General features: G+C 43.6%; 19 protein-coding genes and 1 pseudogene. 9 read left to right on the top strand and 11 right to left on the bottom strand.

The features are described from left to right. Nucleotides 1-31: 31 nt before the first annotated feature. Nucleotides 32-754: a DUF1007 family protein gene (locus AB4138_RS11385; RefSeq protein ID WP_136982811.1), complete on the bottom strand. Its 723-nt coding sequence runs from the start codon at nt 752-754 to the stop codon at nt 32-34. Nucleotides 755-1,229: 475 nt separating this feature from the next. Between AB4138_RS11385 and AB4138_RS11380 the strand changes: the two genes are divergently transcribed. Together AB4138_RS11380 and nqrM are read left to right on the top strand one after the other, a co-directional pair. Next, nucleotides 1,230-1,676 (top strand): NifB/NifX family molybdenum-iron cluster-binding protein, encoded by a 447-nt coding sequence (locus tag AB4138_RS11380; RefSeq protein WP_136982810.1) that lies wholly within the window; start codon nt 1,230-1,232, stop codon nt 1,674-1,676. Then, a complete protein-coding gene (gene nqrM, locus AB4138_RS11375; RefSeq protein ID WP_017059103.1) occupies nt 1,673-1,870 on the top strand; it encodes a (Na+)-NQR maturation NqrM in 198 nt (65 codons plus the stop codon). The genes AB4138_RS11380 and nqrM overlap by 4 nt, the downstream gene beginning before the upstream one ends. A 63-nt stretch (nt 1,871-1,933) precedes the next feature. On the opposite strand, the gene AB4138_RS11370 is transcribed toward nqrM, so the two are convergent. Continuing rightward, on the bottom strand, nt 1,934-2,212 hold the full coding sequence (locus AB4138_RS11370) for a DUF134 domain-containing protein (protein ID WP_029235478.1): 279 nt from the start codon (nt 2,210-2,212) through the stop codon (nt 1,934-1,936). Nucleotides 2,213-2,246: 34 nt separating this feature from the next. On the opposite strand from AB4138_RS11370, the gene AB4138_RS11365 reads away from it, so the two are divergent. Together AB4138_RS11365 and AB4138_RS11360 are read left to right on the top strand one after the other, a co-directional pair. Then, nucleotides 2,247-2,696 (top strand): PaaI family thioesterase, encoded by a 450-nt coding sequence (locus tag AB4138_RS11365; RefSeq protein WP_102320058.1) that lies wholly within the window; start codon nt 2,247-2,249, stop codon nt 2,694-2,696. 34 nt (nt 2,697-2,730) lie between these two features. Next, nucleotides 2,731-2,859, top strand: a pseudogene (locus AB4138_RS11360) (ABC transporter substrate-binding protein); the annotation flags it as partial. Nucleotides 2,860-2,901: 42 nt separating this feature from the next. Here AB4138_RS11360 and AB4138_RS11355 read toward each other — a convergent pair. After that, entirely contained in the window at nt 2,902-3,105 is a 204-nt protein-coding gene (locus tag AB4138_RS11355) for a hypothetical protein (RefSeq protein WP_017059106.1), read from the bottom strand. Nucleotides 3,106-3,469: 364 nt separating this feature from the next. Here AB4138_RS11355 and pnuC point away from each other — a divergent pair, with 364 nt between their 5' ends. The 3 genes from pnuC to AB4138_RS11340 all read left to right on the top strand — a co-directional run bounded on the left by pnuC (nt 3,470) and on the right by AB4138_RS11340 (nt 5,744). Beyond that, nucleotides 3,470-4,204 carry a nicotinamide riboside transporter PnuC gene (gene pnuC / locus AB4138_RS11350; RefSeq protein ID WP_017069647.1) on the top strand — a complete coding sequence of 245 codons (735 nt, stop codon included), beginning with the start codon at nt 3,470-3,472 and terminating at the stop codon, nt 4,202-4,204. Nucleotides 4,205-4,212: 8 nt separating this feature from the next. After that, the gene (locus AB4138_RS11345) at nt 4,213-4,941 is read left to right on the top strand and encodes a nucleoside phosphorylase (protein ID WP_372306091.1); all 729 of its coding nucleotides are present in this window, start codon (nt 4,213-4,215) and stop codon (nt 4,939-4,941) included. A 125-nt stretch (nt 4,942-5,066) separates the two neighbouring features. Further along, nucleotides 5,067-5,744, top strand: coding sequence for a Crp/Fnr family transcriptional regulator (locus tag AB4138_RS11340; RefSeq protein WP_372306088.1), 678 nt, complete (start codon nt 5,067-5,069; stop codon nt 5,742-5,744). 155 nt (nt 5,745-5,899) lie between these two features. On the opposite strand, the gene AB4138_RS11335 is transcribed toward AB4138_RS11340, so the two are convergent. The 6 genes from AB4138_RS11335 to AB4138_RS11310 form a co-directional block, all read right to left on the bottom strand. Continuing rightward, entirely contained in the window at nt 5,900-7,603 is a 1,704-nt protein-coding gene (locus AB4138_RS11335) for an FAD-dependent oxidoreductase (RefSeq protein WP_372306085.1), read from the bottom strand. A gap of 268 nt (nt 7,604-7,871) precedes the next feature. Further along, the gene (locus AB4138_RS11330; protein WP_136974869.1) at nt 7,872-8,774 is read right to left on the bottom strand and encodes a VirK/YbjX family protein; all 903 of its coding nucleotides are present in this window, start codon (nt 8,772-8,774) and stop codon (nt 7,872-7,874) included. A 320-nt stretch (nt 8,775-9,094) separates the two neighbouring features. Next, nucleotides 9,095-9,238: a hypothetical protein gene (locus tag AB4138_RS11325; RefSeq protein WP_017059112.1), complete on the bottom strand. Its 144-nt coding sequence runs from the start codon at nt 9,236-9,238 to the stop codon at nt 9,095-9,097. 25 nt (nt 9,239-9,263) lie between these two features. Continuing rightward, complete coding sequence (locus AB4138_RS11320; RefSeq protein ID WP_017059113.1) at nt 9,264-9,539, bottom strand: HU family DNA-binding protein; 276 nt, start codon at nt 9,537-9,539, stop codon at nt 9,264-9,266. A gap of 356 nt (nt 9,540-9,895) precedes the next feature. Further along, nucleotides 9,896-10,591, bottom strand: a complete 696-nt coding sequence (locus AB4138_RS11315; RefSeq protein ID WP_136974849.1) for a VC0807 family protein — start codon at nt 10,589-10,591, stop codon at nt 9,896-9,898. 321 nt (nt 10,592-10,912) lie between these two features. Beyond that, on the bottom strand, nt 10,913-11,485 hold the full coding sequence (locus AB4138_RS11310; RefSeq protein WP_017069838.1) for a YceI family protein: 573 nt from the start codon (nt 11,483-11,485) through the stop codon (nt 10,913-10,915). Between the two features lie 276 nt (nt 11,486-11,761). On the opposite strand from AB4138_RS11310, the gene AB4138_RS11305 reads away from it, so the two are divergent. Beyond that, a complete protein-coding gene (locus AB4138_RS11305; protein ID WP_372306222.1) occupies nt 11,762-12,478 on the top strand; it encodes a DUF1826 domain-containing protein in 717 nt (238 codons plus the stop codon). 343 nt (nt 12,479-12,821) lie between these two features. Then, the gene (locus AB4138_RS11300) at nt 12,822-14,708 is read left to right on the top strand and encodes a methyl-accepting chemotaxis protein (protein WP_017069836.1); all 1,887 of its coding nucleotides are present in this window, start codon (nt 12,822-12,824) and stop codon (nt 14,706-14,708) included. A gap of 106 nt (nt 14,709-14,814) precedes the next feature. On the opposite strand, the gene AB4138_RS11295 is transcribed toward AB4138_RS11300, so the two are convergent. Next, nucleotides 14,815-15,216, bottom strand: coding sequence for an ACT domain-containing protein (locus AB4138_RS11295; protein WP_017069835.1), 402 nt, complete (start codon nt 15,214-15,216; stop codon nt 14,815-14,817). Nucleotides 15,217-15,361: 145 nt separating this feature from the next. Further along, complete coding sequence (locus AB4138_RS11290; protein WP_017059121.1) at nt 15,362-16,255, bottom strand: LysR family transcriptional regulator; 894 nt, start codon at nt 16,253-16,255, stop codon at nt 15,362-15,364. Nucleotides 16,256-16,399 lie beyond the last annotated feature (144 nt).

Here is a 16,399-nt window from a genome sequence, read left to right as displayed (position 1 = left end):
CTGACTTAAAGGCTGAAACGAACCACTGCGACTAAGAAGCGGGAACCGCCGCACAATGAAGCTCAACCGATTGTGTAAACAGTTGGCCTAGCGTGTTATCTGGATCTGCATCGACAGGTAAAGACATTGCATAACTCATTTGCTCTGGCGTCGGGTTAGGCTCGATTAATTCTAAATGGCATTGTCTTGCTAGTTCAGGTGACAATGTCACGTCGCTGTTGGATAGCCACGACATGTCGACAAAGTAACTAGGGTCAAAAATCAATACGCGAAGCGAGTTTCGTGTCACAGGCTTAGGTTTAGAAAGTGGTAGGTCAAATGTTAGAACCATCTTGGCTTTATCACGCTCAAACTTTGCGTTCTCAACCACCTGATATTTGATGGGCTCTTTACCATCATAAAAGTACGTGAAGTAGTGCTCGTACATCATGTTTTCGATTACAGACGCAGCGAGCTTTTTGAATGTTTCAGTTTCTGTATCGGCAGAGACGTCTTCTCCATCCAACATGTACATCGAGGTCATTGCATCAAAAGACCACTCCATAGAGAGACCGGTGATCATGCCATTCTCTCCCTCAATATGAGTTTTCATCTCTATCCAAGAGTGAGGGTGGGCATATAGATTTGGCGCAAAACACAATAATGCTAGGCCAACAGTCAAGCCCTTGAGAGAGCGAAAGCATGTCGAGAAACGGCTTACATAGCGTGTGGAGAGGCGATTGATGACATCGATTAGAATAAATGGCTGTTTCATGAGAAATGATGGTAATTTAGTGTGATGTTATATTATAACAACCCGATGCGTTGTTCACTTCAAATTATAAGCTTGTTTACATTGAAGCCGACTGCAATTCTTGATTTTCAATCCAACCTATTTTTCCTATAAACATCTTTGATTGGTCCCTAATTCGACATTATTCAGACTAGTGTGTGACGTTGAATAGTCGATTAAGCTCTCGGTTGTGCGAGGCCTTTTTGTAATGGGTTTGAGCTTGGCTCTTGATAACAGGCATTAACAACGCAAAAAATACCCCCAGTAAAAATACTACCCCCTAGTATATATGGTTATTTGAAAGGTAACTGAGATAGGCTGAAGATGACGGTAAGTTTGGGTGCTTGTGATCTTAGTTATCGATCCAGTAAATCTTATTTTTCACATGATAGTTATTGGCATATGCCAATAATGGGGCGTATGCTGAACTCCTGATCATCAATAACAGGAAGTTACTATGTTATACGCAGTACCTTGTCGCGACCTTCATGTTGGCAACCACTTTGCTCGTTCCCCACAGATCGCGATTGTCGATGAACAACGACAGATAAAACAGATTGTTCCTTTGATTGACTCCGACACCTCTTGCAATAAAAAGAAGCAATGGATTTCGGTTCTCCGTTCTTACGATGTGAAATCTGTGGTGGTTCGTTATATTGGTAAGAAGATGCTGGCGCACTTGTTCAATAACGATATTCGAGTCTTGGCATCGACAGGTAAGGCAGAAATCGGGGCTTTGGATTTCGACAATCTACGGGAAGTGACCGATCTCGATTATGGTCGCGAGCCGAGAAATAGTGGGTGTGGCAATAAAACGTGCGGCGAAAACGGGCACAAAAAACAAGCTTCGATTCTAATGGTACAGCCTAATCAGCTAGATGCTATTCGAGGGTTCCGACAATGACCTTTTTGTTGACGCTATTGGGGTTTGTCGGAGTCGTTACATTGATGGCGATAGGCGTGATTTTTTCGCGCAAGCCAATCAAAGGCAGCTGTGGAGGATTGGCGCAGTTAGATATTGAGCGTGAATGCAATTGCAAGGATGTGTGTGAAGGGCAAAGCAAAAAGCTGTATCAGATTACTGAGCCATCAAGCTAAGTATCGAAGTAAGCATCAGAGTTCTCGCTCACTGAGTTAAATAACCTCTGGCTAACACGTTAATTAACTACTTTGAATCACCAACGCGTGACCATTGACGATGCACTTGGCGACTTTAGCTCGTGCACGCTTGATAATGTTGCCGAACGTTTGGCGAGACACCTGCATTTGTTCAGCGGCTTCAAGCTGGCTCAGGCCTTCTTGATCAGCCAAGCGCAAGGCTTCGAGCTCTTCCAATAGCAATTCTTCTTTATGAAGCTCGTCCATAGGAACACCATTGGGCTTAAAACAAGAGTAAGCCGTACGGGTACACAACTGGCGATGTTTTTTTGGTCGAGCCATATCAATCTCTAGCAATCTATGGGTAAAGGTAAGTATGAAGGTTTTCTTTCCACACAATCATCGGCGTTGCCAAGTGTGCAGCCAAGGTTTTTTCAACGACAGCGCCATTTGCTTTGAAGCTATTGGCGAGCATGACACTTTAACTAAGCATGAGGCAGTAGCTAAATATAAAACCAGAGCCAAGATTGTACCAACAGATAAAACTGAGGGCTACGATGGCATCATGCAAGGTGGCATTGTCACTACACTGCATGACAGCGCGATGTTGCATTGTCTATTTCAGAATGATATCAAGGCGATGACGGTGAGTTTAACCTCTCGTTTTCATCATCCGATTTTGATTGGTCAAGAACTGGAAGTTCGTGCCCAGTGGGTGAAAAGTAGACGTAATATCTACTTCCTAGAAAGCCAAATTACTCAGTGCGGAAAGTTATGTTCGTCGGCACAAAGTCAGTTTATGTCAGTTTCTAGCTATCAAACTTAAGCTTGGTATAGCGGTGTTGTTTTATCAGTTATAAAAGTCCAACTACGGTTTCATAATCACTGAAAATAACGTGTACGAAGAAGAGATTAACCGCGCCCTGTTGAAGATTCGTGAGTCACGAAAGTGGCGTAAAATCTTGGTCGATTATTTCGCAGATCAGTAATCGAAATTAGAGGCTTATTCAAAAGCTTTTGGACTTTCGCCGTTACAGTTGATCTGAATCTGAGGCCTTGATCTTTTTGAAGTATTTAAATGCACTCCAAACCGCGTAAGCCGCAACCCCTACAATCAATGCCGAGCGAAGGAGAATAGGCGCATCATGCTCAAGTTGACCAACATGAGGAACAATACTGGCAAACAATCGACTGGTAAAAAGCAGCCCCATTACTAACATAATTACTTTATTCATGTGACCTGCCATTCAATTGAGTACGTTGCACAGAACGAGTTTTGGGGCGATTACACGGTTAACACGCCAGACAACGATTCTGCTCAAGATAAAATCATGCGCTTCTCAAACGTAACCGTCAATGCGATATCGGCGTTAAGCCAGTAAGCTAAAATTTCGTTTTTGGAAGGGGGCTGTTCTGGTGCTGGAGTTTCGAGTTCGAGACTGTGGGAGGGCTATGACATCTTCCCGTGAAATTGATTTTCCGGATTTAATATTCTGATTTATGACCGCATGCATTCTAGGGGGGACAAATGTCCTCCTTTTTATTTGGAGAGGCGCAATAAAATAGGTGCCACTAAAACAAATAATAAAGGACACATCTATGGACCTATTCGCTCTACTTGATATCAACAATACTTTAGTCAATATCCCAATAGGGGATGGCTACGCAATGAGCTGGATTGAAGCATTCGGCACCGTGTTTGGTCTGTTGTGTATTTGGTTTGCAAGCCAAGAAAAAACCATTAACTACCTGTTCGGATTGCTGAATGTCACCTTATTTGCGGTTATCTTTTTCCAAATTCAGTTATACGGACTGCTACTTCTTCAATTGTTCTTCTTCTGTGCCAACATTTACGGTTGGTACGCATGGACACGTCCTAATGAGCAAGGTGAAACGCTAGAAGTTCGTTGGTTGAGCCAAAATAAACTAGTAGCAACGGCCGTAGCGTGTGCGATTTCTATTGCTTTGTTAACTATGTACATCGACCCATTCTTTTTTGCGCTAGCAAACATCGCGGTAGATAGCCTGAATCTATTTGGTGCGGATTTAGCGGAGCCAGTGCTTGAACCGGATGCGTTCCCATTCTGGGATGCCACGATGACCATTCTATCTATTGTTGCTCAAGTTCTTATGACACGTAAGTATGTTGAAAACTGGATACTGTGGATTGTGATTAACATTATCAGCGTTGGTATTTATGCGACGCAGGGTGTGTACGCAATGTCTGTTCAATACGCAATCTTAATGTTTATTGCGGCAAACGGTACTCGTGAGTGGGCACGCACAGCTAAACGAAACAGTGATAAATCGTTAACTCAAGCAACGGCTTCTTAGGAGTGAAGATGGCAAAGCAACCTCATATCTGCGTTGATGAAACGCAAATTGCTCCGTTAGTTATTGTTTGTGGTGAGCCAGATAGAGCGAATCGAATCGCTAACTTGCTTGAACATGCTGAACTGGTCTCTGAAAACCGTGAATATCGAATCTTCACTGGTCAATATCAAGGTAAAGCGATATCGGTTTGCAGCACGGGCATTGGTGCACCTTCAATGATCATTGCGGTAGAAGAGCTTAAGTTTTGTGGTGTGACTCATATTGTCCGAGTAGGGTCTGCAGGCGCGATGCAGTCACATATCGGGCTTGGTGAGCTAATTATTGCAGAGGGCGCGGTTCGCGATGAGGGTGGTTCTACCGCTTACGTTAAGCCGTCGTATCCCGCCTATGCAAGCTTCTCTCTGCTTAAAGAGCTAGACAAGTTCTTGCAGCAGCAGTCAACACCTTACTATTTAGGAACAGTGCGCTCACACGATAGCTTTTATACCGATGATGAACAGGCGCTTTGTCAGTACTGGAATGGCAAAGGCATTTTAGGTGCAGACATGGAAACATCCGCGCTGTTTACCGTGGGACGCTTGAGAGGGCTTAATGTCGCTTCTATCTTGAACAATGTTGTCTTGTACGAACAAGATGTAAAGGAGGGCGTTGGGCAATATGTCGATGAGGCAGAGGTAATGATGCAAGGAGAGCGGCTAGCGTCATTAGTGGCACTGGAAGCATTAATTACTCAATAAGAGCCTGAATAAATGCAAGACGAAAGCGATGGGAGACCGTCGCTTTTTTATTGGGTTCTCTCCTGTGGTTTAAGTGGTTACAATCGTTTGAATATAAACAGCAGTAATGCAATGAGAGAGTAAGTATGAAGATTGCACCATACTCAAGCGGACGCTTTAAAAACTACTTAGAACAAAAAAGCTCTGAATTTAGAGATCTCATCTACCAACACCAAGTTAACTCTCGTTACTTCAATCAAAATGATGAAATCCTACGTCAAGGTGAGCAGCTTCAGTATCTTTATGTAGTGCCCGCTGGAAGAGTCTCTATGAGTATTTCGGCGGCTAATGGGCGACGCTTTCAATTGGGCGAAGTGAATTGTGATTACCATATCTTCGGTGAGATGGAGTTTTTCACGCAGACCCCTTGTCAGTGGAACGTAGTGGCTGATGAACACATGCAAGTTGATGTTATTTGCATTCAGAGATTAGCAGAAGCACTACTTGAAAATCCGGGGATGATGTTCTTCTTTGCCTCTGCATTGGCGGAAGATTATCAAGACTCTATGGGTATTTACACTAACCGTCTTTTACACTCAATTACCTACAATATTGCGTATGATTTATTGGTTCAAAGCGAGACTAACACTGTGTTAGGCGGTTTCGATAAAGTGAATCAAGAAGCAGAACGATTTGGTACATCGAGCAGAGTGTATCGAAGAGCGGTTAAAGACCTATTAGACAAGGGTTTCATCAGAAAAGGAGATCAAGGGTTAGAAATTGTCGATCAGCGAGCACTGCAAGCTTTTATTGACTCCTACTAATAATAAAAGAGCTTGGCACTTACTTAAATGCCAAGCTCGGTTTTTCAATGTTTACTATTAACTACTCGCATCTATTTATGAGCGACTTTCTCTCAGCAACTAGCAACTAGCCCGTAAGTGTCCGCGCACCATTACCGGCGACTAAGTATTAATCCTTAAGCTTTTGCATACATGAGTGTTCTATAACCACCGATTAAGTTGCGTGCTTTAAAGCCGTTGTTGACGAGTTGGCGATAAGCCACGTTACCGCGTAACCCAACTTGACAGTAGATAACAATCTCCTTGTCTTTAGGTAGTTCGTCCATACGCTGGCGCAGTTGGTCGACAGGAATGTTGATTGCGCCTTCAATAAAGCCACCATTTTCTAGTTCGCTAGGGTTACGAACATCGAGTAGGAGTTGGTTGTCGCTTAATGTTGCAATCTCATCGAAATGAATAGGTGTCGCGTCACCTTTAATAATATTGTTGGCAACAAATGCGGCTTGGTTAATCACGTCTTTGGCACTCCCGTAAGGTGGTGCATAGGTTAATTCAAGGTGTTGAAGCTGATCAACGGTCATACCTGCACGTTGAGCTACTGCCATAACATCAATGCGTTTATCAACGCCATCTTTACCGACGGCTTGCGCACCTAGTATTTTCCCTGTCTTAGGGGCGAATAACATCTTGAACGAGACAATCTCAGCGCCAGGATAGTAGCTAGCGTGGCTTGCGGTATGCACATAGACTTTTTCATAGTTGACGCCTTCACGCTTCAACTGTTTTTCGTTTTTCCCTGTTGAGGCAACGGCCAGGTCAAAAATCTTACAGATAGCTGTGCCCTGTGTACCTTGATAGATTTCATTGCGTCCGAGCATGTTGTCGGCAGCCATACGACCTTGACGGTTAGCAGGGCCAGCAAGCGGAACTAGAGTTTGTGCACCTGTGACAAAGTCTTTTTCTTCGACCACATCACCCACAGCGTAGATGCTAGGATCGCTAGTCTGCATCATTTCATTGGTGTAGATACCACCTAGTTCGCCAATTTGAAGTCCTGCTTCTTTTGCTAACTTAGTCTCAGGACGCACACCGATAGCCATGATTAAGATATCAGTAGTTAATGACTCGCCATTATTAAGTGTTAATTCTAATTCACCCTCTATGTGTTGGTGCTTCTCGCTCTCGCCTGAATCAAAACTTGCGATGTGTTCGTTAGGTATATATTTCACAGACTCAAGCGCGACGCCGAGTTTTAGGTCGATGCCTTTGTCACGAATCTCCGCATGGGCAAAGCCGGCCATTTCCCGGTCTACTGGCGTCATTACTTGGTCAGCCATCTCAATCAACGAAGTCTTGATCCCAAGCTGATGAAACGCTTCCATCATTTCCAAGCCGATAAAGCCACCGCCAACAACTGTCGCGTGCTCAGGTTTATTCATTTGGATTGTTTCGATGATGCGATCCATATCTGGAATATTGCGTAGTGAATGGGTGAGGGGGTTATCGATTCCTGAGATGGGAGGAACGACGGCACCGGCTCCAGGGCTGAGTAATAAGAAGTCGTAACTCTCGCTGTAGTGATTACCATCAACAAGATTTTTGACTGTAACGGTTTTATTGGTGCGATCAATAGAGGTAACTTCGTTCATCACTCGTGCGTCAACGTTGAAGCGAGCTAAGAAGCTTTCAGGTGTTTGTAACAGAAGCTTGCTTCTATCCTCGATATCGCCACCTATGTGGTATGGCAATCCACAGTTGGCAAAAGAGACGAATGGTCCTCGTTCAAACATTATGATTTCGGCTTCTTCACTAAGACGACGAGCGCGTGCAGCAGCTGAAGCACCTCCAGCTACGCCACCGATGATTACAATTTTAGTCATACGTTTACCTATTACTGTCTCTAAGTTTAACTATACAAATTGCCGAGCATAGAGCTTGTATCTTCTTAATGATCAGTACTGGCTGGTCGCCGGCGATTGAGTAGTTTTCGAAATACCTAGATACTATAAAGATGTAAATTAGCATTGTCTAATATTTATTTTGAAGCTATCACCTCGGGATTGAGCGTTTGGTCCAAGGGCTGTGATTAGACTAAAGCACGCTAGTAAAGGTAATACGCGTTAGCGAGTCGAGTACAGGTTAGCCAAATTAACTGTCATGAGCATAATGAACAGGATCACGGATGTGCTGACTGATTACGTTCTTCAGATCTTGTTCATACAGATCTAGCCAGGCATAACGCTCGCGATACAACTTACGCTTTTGACGTTTTAGAGCTTCAAGATCTTTCCTGTTCGGGTTTGTCGGGAGACGATAGAAATAGTTATCATGCACCTGTCCATCGTGCTCTTCCCACAGACTGTCGTATTTAAGGCTGATGTCTTTGTTTTTCTTACCGTAGCGTAATGAGTTCGAGACATGACCAGACTCTTTTACCGCATAGATATTGTCGATACCCAAGTTAATAGCGAGCAGTCGTAGTGTTTCTACCATGAAGGATTTAGGTCTTAAACCGTAAAAAGCTTTGGTGAATGTGCGGCTAAATCCATTGTCATTGGCGCCACCCTGTATACCGCCGATGTAGATGTTGTTGTCGAAAACAGTAAACGAAATGGTATACATTTTTTCGAGTTGAGAGTTGGTCAATGAAATTGTCAGTTCACCTTCTTTTCTCGCGTTTCTTTCGAAGCTGAGATTAACCAGATAAACGTTGTCATCTATCTCAAGTTTTAAAAGATTGAGCCTTTCGTTATAGATTTGGTGTCTAGCTTCTGTTGCGAAGGTGTTTTCAAACCAGTCGTAGTGTTTGGATAAGATATCGGTCTTTTCTTTATTGCTAAAGCCAGTACATAAGTAGGGAGTCACAAATTTAGAAAGGAAGTTGGGTTGCTTGATAAATAATAACTTTCTCTCTTCAGAGTTGAAATTATTACTCATTTTTCGAGTAGCTGAATAATAAAACAGGGCTCGAATAGTAAACTTAACTATCGCTTTGTACTTACCCTTATTTTTATGGGTATTTGCTTCAATCCCCATGCGAACGACATTCATAATCACCTCAAAGAAGAAGGATTGCTCGAACATAGTCGTGTCATGAACCCTTCCAATAATCTCACCAATAACAAGAAAATGATGATAGTGAAAAAGGTGATTTGGGTAAGTATGGATATGTATAGCTATGTAACTCAATCAGTTACTTAGCGTTCAGATTTTGGACAGATGTGTTTGTCGCTTTAGTGGGGAGGGGTATCAATGTTATTTATTAGAGGCGCTTGCTCCTAAATCAAAAATGCCACTACAAATCTGCAGTGGCATTAGAACGATAACAAACTATCACCTTGCTTAAACCTAAACTTTAGTTCTTATATAAACTAAAGTTCTAATAGTTTAGCCAGTTCACGCTCTTCGAGAAGCTCTTCAATGCGTTGACGAGTCTTAGGCGTTTCGGCTTGCGCTTTAGTCGACTTGCCTGCTTTTTTGCTTCGGCTCGTTTTCGCTTTTTCCTTAGTCGTCATCGTAATCTTCCTTGTGTTTTTTGTGTTACAGGTTGCACGTCTCTTTTAGTGCCTTGCCCGCTTTAAATGCTGGCGTCTTTGATGCGGCAATCTGAATCTCTTCTCCGGTTCGCGGGTTACGACCAGTGCGAGCAGCTCGAGAGTTAACTTTAAAGCTACCAAATCCAAGGATCGATACGTCATCACCGTTCGCAAGCGAAGTAGAGATACCTTCAACTAGCGCATTTAGTGCTGTGCCTGCTTGGTCTTTTGAGATGTCTGCAGAAGTCGCGATGTGTTCAACTAATTGAGATTTGTTCATTATCTATATTCCTTATTGAGTACGGCTGGCGTCTACCTTTAGCACCTAGCTTATGCGATCTTATCAACAGCAATTGAAATAATGTCAGTGAGCGGGTAGAGCTTTGTAAAGTAACCAACAGAATTGACTATAAAAGCATCTGTCGGTTCAATCAATGCAATTCATTGATTATTATTGGTTTATAGACATGTTGCCCAAATTTACTTGAGAAAAGAGCATTAGGGTTGCCCATTCGATTCATAATCCAAATCGAAGCTGTCATCTATCACGTTGATAACGAAAGAGTAAAAACAAAGAAGCCCAGCTTAATTGCTGGGCTTCATGTTATGCTGTCAGAGCGATTTGTTAATTCAGAACTATTTAGTAATAAAAATTTGTTCTGTTTCTAGTGATGTCATCGTGCGAACTTGACGCCAAATGTAGTAGAAAATACCTAACATCATCAGCATGCTTGGGATGGCGATTGCTGGGTAGCTGTAAAGTGTCAGCTTGCCAAGTTCTTCATTAAAGGCAGCGGTGCCAGCAGGGCTAGTCACAATCCAAGTCGCTAGGAAGTAGTTCATAGCTGAAGAAAATGCGAAAGTACTCGCGAATAGGTAGTTGGATGTCATTAGACAACGATCAAACTTTGCTTGGTTACCGAGCTGCTTTAGGCGCTCTTCAATAAGAGAGATATTTAACAGGGCCGGTGTGAAGATAACTTTCTGGATAAACGGGTAGCGGGTGAAGGTAGAGCCAAGAACCGCCAAACCAATTAGACCAGGGATTAATGCTTCTTTTAGTGCTAACCAACGAGTGTCTAGCTCAAAGAAACCAATACCGCCCGTTAATAGCACGCTGACGAAGCCAAGCGCCGCTATGAAGTTGAACTTCTTGTTGCGGATCAACTCCATGCCACCGTAAGCAATAGGGAAGGCTAGTGCGACAAGTAATGCTAAGCCTGTTCCGAGAAGCTCATCTCCACTGAACTTCATTAAAATGAATGAAGGAAGAAAGACGTTAAACACGACTTCGAAAAGAGGACTCGATTTTTTGTTTTCTGTGTTACTCATAATTTCTAAATACATTATGTTATGGATTTATTCTCAGGGATTGTTGTTTACCTCGCCCAAGATGTAAAGCCTTAAGGCGTCATGCTGTGTAACGACATGTGACATCAACGACATCTCTGAGCCTATATAACGCTCAATTTAATACTTTGTGAGGGATGTTTATACGACCGACTTGGGGAAATGGAGTGGAAGTTTTGGTTTAGTTTATTCAAACCTAATTCAGTTTATTGCGTTGTCGCGTACTCTTACTCACATTCACCGCTCTCAAACGATTGATGAATGTGAAATGAGGGAGAATAGAAAGGAATAGTTATAAGTCCATTATTGGTCGAAAAGTAGGTTAAAGCTTAAAGGGATTTGGTCGGAAATCGCTAATCCACCCACGGTCGCTGAAAGTTTGTTTAGATTCTCTGTCGATATCCCAAAATCAGCGCCGTTGACGATGATTGTCGAAGCTGAGCTAACCATGACAAACCCTGAGGATGGAACCACCACAACTGGGAAATCGATCGTTTTGGTTACGCCGTGTAAAGTAACTTCCGCTGCTACTGTTGTTCTTTTTGGATCACCAGATAGCATCGACGGTTCAACCTTCCCAGAGATCTTCACTTCAGGAAAAGTCATCGATTCAAAGTAGAGTTCATTCAGTCTCTGGTCACGAATAGCGACTCCGGTGCTCACGCTTTTCAAGTCCAATACTATTGAAAACTGACCCTCTTCGGTAAGTCCTCCAGACATAGGTTTGATGGATGCGGGCTCGACAACAAACTGCTTTTTAATGGTCGCGAATGTGATGTTCGATAACTTCGGATCTAATGTGTAGCCCGACTCCGCGAAAGATTGAGCGGAGATAACGGTGCATAGGAGGCCGAATGTAGAGATTAGTTTTTTCATAAGTTGTCACCAGATTGATGAATTCACAGGTTTACGTTCTTGAGTCGTACGTTTTTAAAATGACTTTTTGGAAAGAGTGATTGAGAGAAGCTTAGTTCAGCATTCGAAAAATTACCGCAGGAAAAGAAGAGCGTCGCTGTATTACTGGAATCATGATCGACGAAGTGACTTGTTTATTTTTGGTTATGTTATAACATAACCAAAATCACTCTTGCCAAGAATAATTATTCTGTTGGTAAAAGGGAAGCGATGAGCATGTATCAAGGAGACGACGTAATGAATGCCGTGTTAACCAAGCCTTTGGCTACCAATAGCAGCCAGCCACTCAACATTAGTTCAGCTGTGAGTATGCAGGATCAGGCGAATCACAAGCCAAGCTTGAGTGCTTCTGAGCAGCCAACGGTATTAGCGGATATCTACCAAAGTGATATTAATATAGCGGTGTGGCAGCGACAGTTTGATGAAGGCTTAACGACGGCAATCAGTGAATTTATCGCCTTGAATCCAAACTTTAGTAAGTCTGTTAGCGTATCACCTGATAATGCTTTCGATAAGTTGGAATTTGCCACCGATGGCACCGCCTCTAAAGCGCTGTTAGAAAACATGGCAGAGCTGGTGGATATGTTCTGTTGTTTGTTTGAGCTTGAAGAAGTCGGGTTACGTTTAGCCGTTCTGAATAAAGCGATGTGCCCACGTTTCCATTTTGATCAAGTGCCTTGCCGCTTGGTGACAACTTATCATGGTGTTGCGACTCAATGGTTGCCAAACGACTTAGTCGACCGTTCTAAGCTAGGGCTAGGGGCTAACGGAAAGCCTGATTCTGTTTCAGGCCTGTACAACGACGAATCTGACATCCAGAAAATGGCCAGTGGTGATGTTGCGTTATTAAAAGGGGAGCGTTGGAGTGGCAATGAGAATAGAGGCCTTGTTCACCGTTCACCAGTCACTTCATCTGACGAAACACGATTGCTGTTAACGTTGGACTTTGGTTGATCAACTTTTGACTATTTAGTTCGCAACCTGTTTCTATTCAGACGTTCAACTCATTTAAATACCTTCCTAATGAGCTAACGGCATGGCGCGATCTGTGCTGTTATTATTCTCAAACAGAGACACTCATCAGCTGACCATGTTTAGCACATTAATTCAAAATTTAGAGTTTACCATTCTCTAAATCAATGGGTTACGATGCGTGCACTTACTCACATATATCAATATTTTAGTTCCTCATCGGTTTCTTAATTTATTTTAAAGCGTAAAATATATCCCGCTTGCAAACCGCTTTGGCAATCAATTTGTTCGCCACGGTTTATTACTTCCAAATTATAGGTTTCCTATGTTCAAGAAACTCTCGCTTAAAAATAAGCTGGCGATTTCAGCCAGTATGGCCATTATCCTGGGGGGGATTTTGGTCGAGGCATTGTCTTTTCGTGCTTCACTGCAAAGGTTGGATATTGAAGTTGAACAGCGCTTAGAGGGCGCATCGGCTTCGTACAATCAATATGTATCGGATTGGATCTTATCCAAAGAGCGTGCGCTTACTTCTCTTTCGAAAGAGTCCAAACAAGAAAGCTTGGTGACTCATCTAAAACAGGTTCGTGACTCAGCCTCTTTTGATAATGTCTTCTTGGCATTTCCTGATGGTTCGCAAAAGAACGCGAACGGTGTTGTGTTGCCACCGGGCAATGATGATCCACGCGTATGGGGTTGGTACACCAATGCGGTTGCGAACCCAAGCAAGGTGTTCATGGATAACCCAACGGTTGCTGCAGCAACTGGGGCGAACGTTGTTTCATTAGGAACAGCAATGCAACTGCATGGGCAACAGGTTGTGTTGGGTGCTGATGTAGAAATTACAGACATCTTAAACAGTCTAGAGCAGGTGATTCTTCCAGGTGAAGGTTACATGTTCATCGCGACCAATAAGGGCACGGTTTATACGCACCCTGACACTAAGTTACTGAACAAAAACATCAGCTCACTTGGGTTAGATTTTGCGGATGTACAAAAGGCGCTGACTAGCGGTAAAGACACTTCTATCGAGTTGAACGGCAGCGACTATGTTCTGTACGCACGTGCGATTGATGGAACGAGCCTGATTACTGTGAGCGTTGTTAACCATGACTCATTGGTTGCGCCACTATTTGATGCAGTGATTGGTCAAGTGTTGGTGACGCTACTTGTGGTGATCGTATGTACCATACTGTTTAACCTGTTGTGTACGATTCTATTCCGCCCGTTGAACCACGTTTCTCAAGCACTGGCGCAAATCGCGAATGGTAGTGGTGATTTAACTCAACGCATTCATGTTGAAAACCAAGATGAAGTGGGCGAGTTGGCTCATAACTTCAATACCTTTGTTGGAAGCTTACAGCAGTTGATTGGCCATATCCGTGGGCAGTCAGAACAGCTAAACAGCCAGTCAGAGCAAAGTGCTCAGCGTGCGAACCGTTCGGTGGATGAGCTTAATCATCAGCAGCAAGAAATCACTATGGTCGCGACGGCCGTAACTGAAATGGCGAGCGCCACGCAAGAGATAGCATCGCATGCCGAGCAAACAGCAAAAGCGGCGCAAGATTCAGCGACAAGCACTAACAGTGGTCACGCTCTGGTTGTGGATACCAAAGGTTCAATCAATAACCTAGCCAATGAAGTTAATGAAGCGGGTAGTGTGATTAGCGAACTTAACAAGCATGCTCAAGAGATCTCGACTGTACTCGCAACGATTCAAGGCATTGCAGAACAAACCAACTTACTTGCTTTGAATGCTGCGATTGAAGCGGCTCGTGCTGGCGAACAAGGTCGTGGCTTTGCTGTGGTTGCTGATGAAGTACGTGTGCTTTCGCAGCGCACTCACTCTTCAACAGAAGAGATCAAATCAACGATTGATATCCTGCAGCGTACAACGGCGCAAGCGGTTGAGCTGATGGAGAGCAGTTCTAAGTTGGCAATACATTCAGTAGAAGATGCCGATCGAGCTTCGCATGCGCTTGAAGAGATCAATACTGCAGTTGCTTTGATCAGCGATATGGCGACTCAAATCGCGACGGCTGCTGAAGAGCAAACACATGTGACGGGTGAAATTACCCAGAACGTGACGACCATTAAAGATGTTACCGACCACTTAGTTGTGGGCGCACAGGACAGCTTAACTGAGTCGAACGAACTTAAGAGCCAAGCCGCTGGCTTAAGTGACAAAGTGGCGACTTTTAAGCTTGCTTAACTGGTTCGCTCACTGATGCCTGATCAGTGAGTGCACGTTAAGCAATAAGCCAAAGCGACGTAGATTACGTCGCTTTTTTTGTATTTGTGAGTAATCGAATTCTTTACTAATCTACTTCTGAAAACTCTTTCAGCGCACTCATTGCAGCTTCTGCTTTGTCTTTTTGAACGAAGATGTGGTCGTGATAGTAGCCCGCAACCACGTTAGCGCTAATGCCGTAAGAGCCAAGCTTTGTCGCAAACGCCGCCGTTAATCCAACCGCTTCAAGGCTCGAATGTACCGATAAAGTGATAAGGCTAAATACACCGTCGAAGTTTAGCTGAGCTTTGGTCGCAACGTCTTCTTCCAGAACCAGCGTTAAACCTTCTTTCTCACGAAAAGTTGAGATTGGATTGAGCTGAACATAGTCTGTTAACGCTCCGTCGACAGTACAGAAAACATAGTTGCCTTCAATGAGTTCTGGTGACATGGACTTTAACAAAATGTCTAAATCGGTAATGGCAGTCATAGTCAGTTTCCCTGCGTTAATAAGCTAATTGATGATGTATGCAGTCACGATAGAAGCAACTGACAGTTAAGTAAAATTAATGATTTTAATTCTGCATCAGTTTTACTAATGGCAAGTTTTCCTCCTTAGTGATGGCATCGTACTTCTACCAACTTGTCGATTGTTCCATCTCGTCAGATAAATGGTCGATAAAGGCTCTTAACAGCGGTGTGACTTGTTTACGCGTTCCATAAATAGCATGAACACCGAGCGTTTTAGGTTGCCATTCAGAAAGCAGTGGCACTAATAGACCATCACGCATCAAGGTTTCCACTGAAGGGAAGGGCAGTAAACAGATACCGTTGCCTTTGAGTGTGGCAGAAAGCAGAACCTCTGAGGTGTTTGCACTGATATTCCCTTTAATCGGAACCGATTCGAGCCCATTGGGGCCATTGAACGTCCAAGCGGTTTTGCCAAAGTAACTGAACGATAAACAGTTGTGGTGCGCTAGATCTTGGGCTTCTGTGGGTGTGCCTTTCTCTTTTAGATATTGAGGCGATGCGCAAATCACGGAGCGGCATTCACCGATCTGCTTCGCGACAATATTGGGCGTCAGTTCGTTGGTTATGCGAATGGCCAAATCGATGCGTGACTCAACCAGGTTGACGGTCTGATCAGTCGAGATAATGTCGATAGAAACCTCTGGCCATTTGGCGATGAAGCGACTAATTGATTCCATCAAGAAGCTATCGACAATCGAGTAGCTCGCAGTAATACGCAGCTGACCTTTTAAATGCTCTCGGTTTTGGTTTCTGATCCCAGCTAGGGATGTTTCCAGTGCCAAAAGTTCTCTGGCGACCTCAAGTGTTTCTTTACCTGCGCTGGTTAAACTCAAGCTTCGTGTTGTTCTGTGAAGCAAGCGTGTGTCCATCCATGTTTCTAACTCACCCAAATAACGAGTGACCTTGGTTCGTGAGAGATCAAGGTGCTCTGCCGCTGCGCTCAAACTGCCACGTTCCACTATGGTGACAAAGACATTCATTGCCTCGAGTTTATCCATTGTTTTATTGCCTAGAGAATTAAACCGACCTCAGTATATGTCCGAAAACTGCAACAGTTAAAGTTAATTTGATGTCTATTTCATCTAAAAACAATCAAATAAGATATTTGGACATTCAGCGAGTTGGCAGGTGTTCAACTCCAA

Source organism: Vibrio sp. 10N.286.52.C3, assembly GCF_041468865.1.
Taxonomy (GTDB): domain Bacteria; phylum Pseudomonadota; class Gammaproteobacteria; order Enterobacterales; family Vibrionaceae; genus Vibrio; species Vibrio crassostreae_C.
The sequence above is the reverse complement of the archived record's forward strand: the minus strand, read 5'-3'. Positions and strand labels throughout refer to the sequence as shown.

Coding starts and splice junctions, on each gene's coding strand:
- AB4138_RS11290 (WP_017059121.1), bottom strand. CDS start 16,255: ATGGATAAACTCGAGGCAATGAATGTCTTTGTCACCATAGTGGAACGT.
- AB4138_RS11340 (WP_372306088.1), top strand. CDS start 5,067: ATGAAGATTGCACCATACTCAAGCGGACGCTTTAAAAACTACTTAGAA.
- AB4138_RS11305 (WP_372306222.1), top strand. CDS start 11,762: ATGAATGCCGTGTTAACCAAGCCTTTGGCTACCAATAGCAGCCAGCCA.
- pnuC (WP_017069647.1), top strand. CDS start 3,470: ATGGACCTATTCGCTCTACTTGATATCAACAATACTTTAGTCAATATC.
- AB4138_RS11345 (WP_372306091.1), top strand. CDS start 4,213: ATGGCAAAGCAACCTCATATCTGCGTTGATGAAACGCAAATTGCTCCG.
- AB4138_RS11300 (WP_017069836.1), top strand. CDS start 12,822: ATGTTCAAGAAACTCTCGCTTAAAAATAAGCTGGCGATTTCAGCCAGT.
- AB4138_RS11355 (WP_017059106.1), bottom strand. CDS start 3,105: ATGAATAAAGTAATTATGTTAGTAATGGGGCTGCTTTTTACCAGTCGA.
- AB4138_RS11295 (WP_017069835.1), bottom strand. CDS start 15,216: ATGACTGCCATTACCGATTTAGACATTTTGTTAAAGTCCATGTCACCA.
- AB4138_RS11385 (WP_136982811.1), bottom strand. CDS start 754: ATGAAACAGCCATTTATTCTAATCGATGTCATCAATCGCCTCTCCACA.
- AB4138_RS11330 (WP_136974869.1), bottom strand. CDS start 8,774: ATGAATGTCGTTCGCATGGGGATTGAAGCAAATACCCATAAAAATAAG.
- AB4138_RS11320 (WP_017059113.1), bottom strand. CDS start 9,539: ATGAACAAATCTCAATTAGTTGAACACATCGCGACTTCTGCAGACATC.
- AB4138_RS11370 (WP_029235478.1), bottom strand. CDS start 2,212: ATGGCTCGACCAAAAAAACATCGCCAGTTGTGTACCCGTACGGCTTAC.
- nqrM (WP_017059103.1), top strand. CDS start 1,673: ATGACCTTTTTGTTGACGCTATTGGGGTTTGTCGGAGTCGTTACATTG.
- AB4138_RS11335 (WP_372306085.1), bottom strand. CDS start 7,603: ATGACTAAAATTGTAATCATCGGTGGCGTAGCTGGAGGTGCTTCAGCT.
- AB4138_RS11325 (WP_017059112.1), bottom strand. CDS start 9,238: ATGACGACTAAGGAAAAAGCGAAAACGAGCCGAAGCAAAAAAGCAGGC.
- AB4138_RS11315 (WP_136974849.1), bottom strand. CDS start 10,591: ATGAGTAACACAGAAAACAAAAAATCGAGTCCTCTTTTCGAAGTCGTG.
- AB4138_RS11380 (WP_136982810.1), top strand. CDS start 1,230: ATGTTATACGCAGTACCTTGTCGCGACCTTCATGTTGGCAACCACTTT.
- AB4138_RS11310 (WP_017069838.1), bottom strand. CDS start 11,485: ATGAAAAAACTAATCTCTACATTCGGCCTCCTATGCACCGTTATCTCC.
- AB4138_RS11365 (WP_102320058.1), top strand. CDS start 2,247: ATGAAGGTTTTCTTTCCACACAATCATCGGCGTTGCCAAGTGTGCAGC.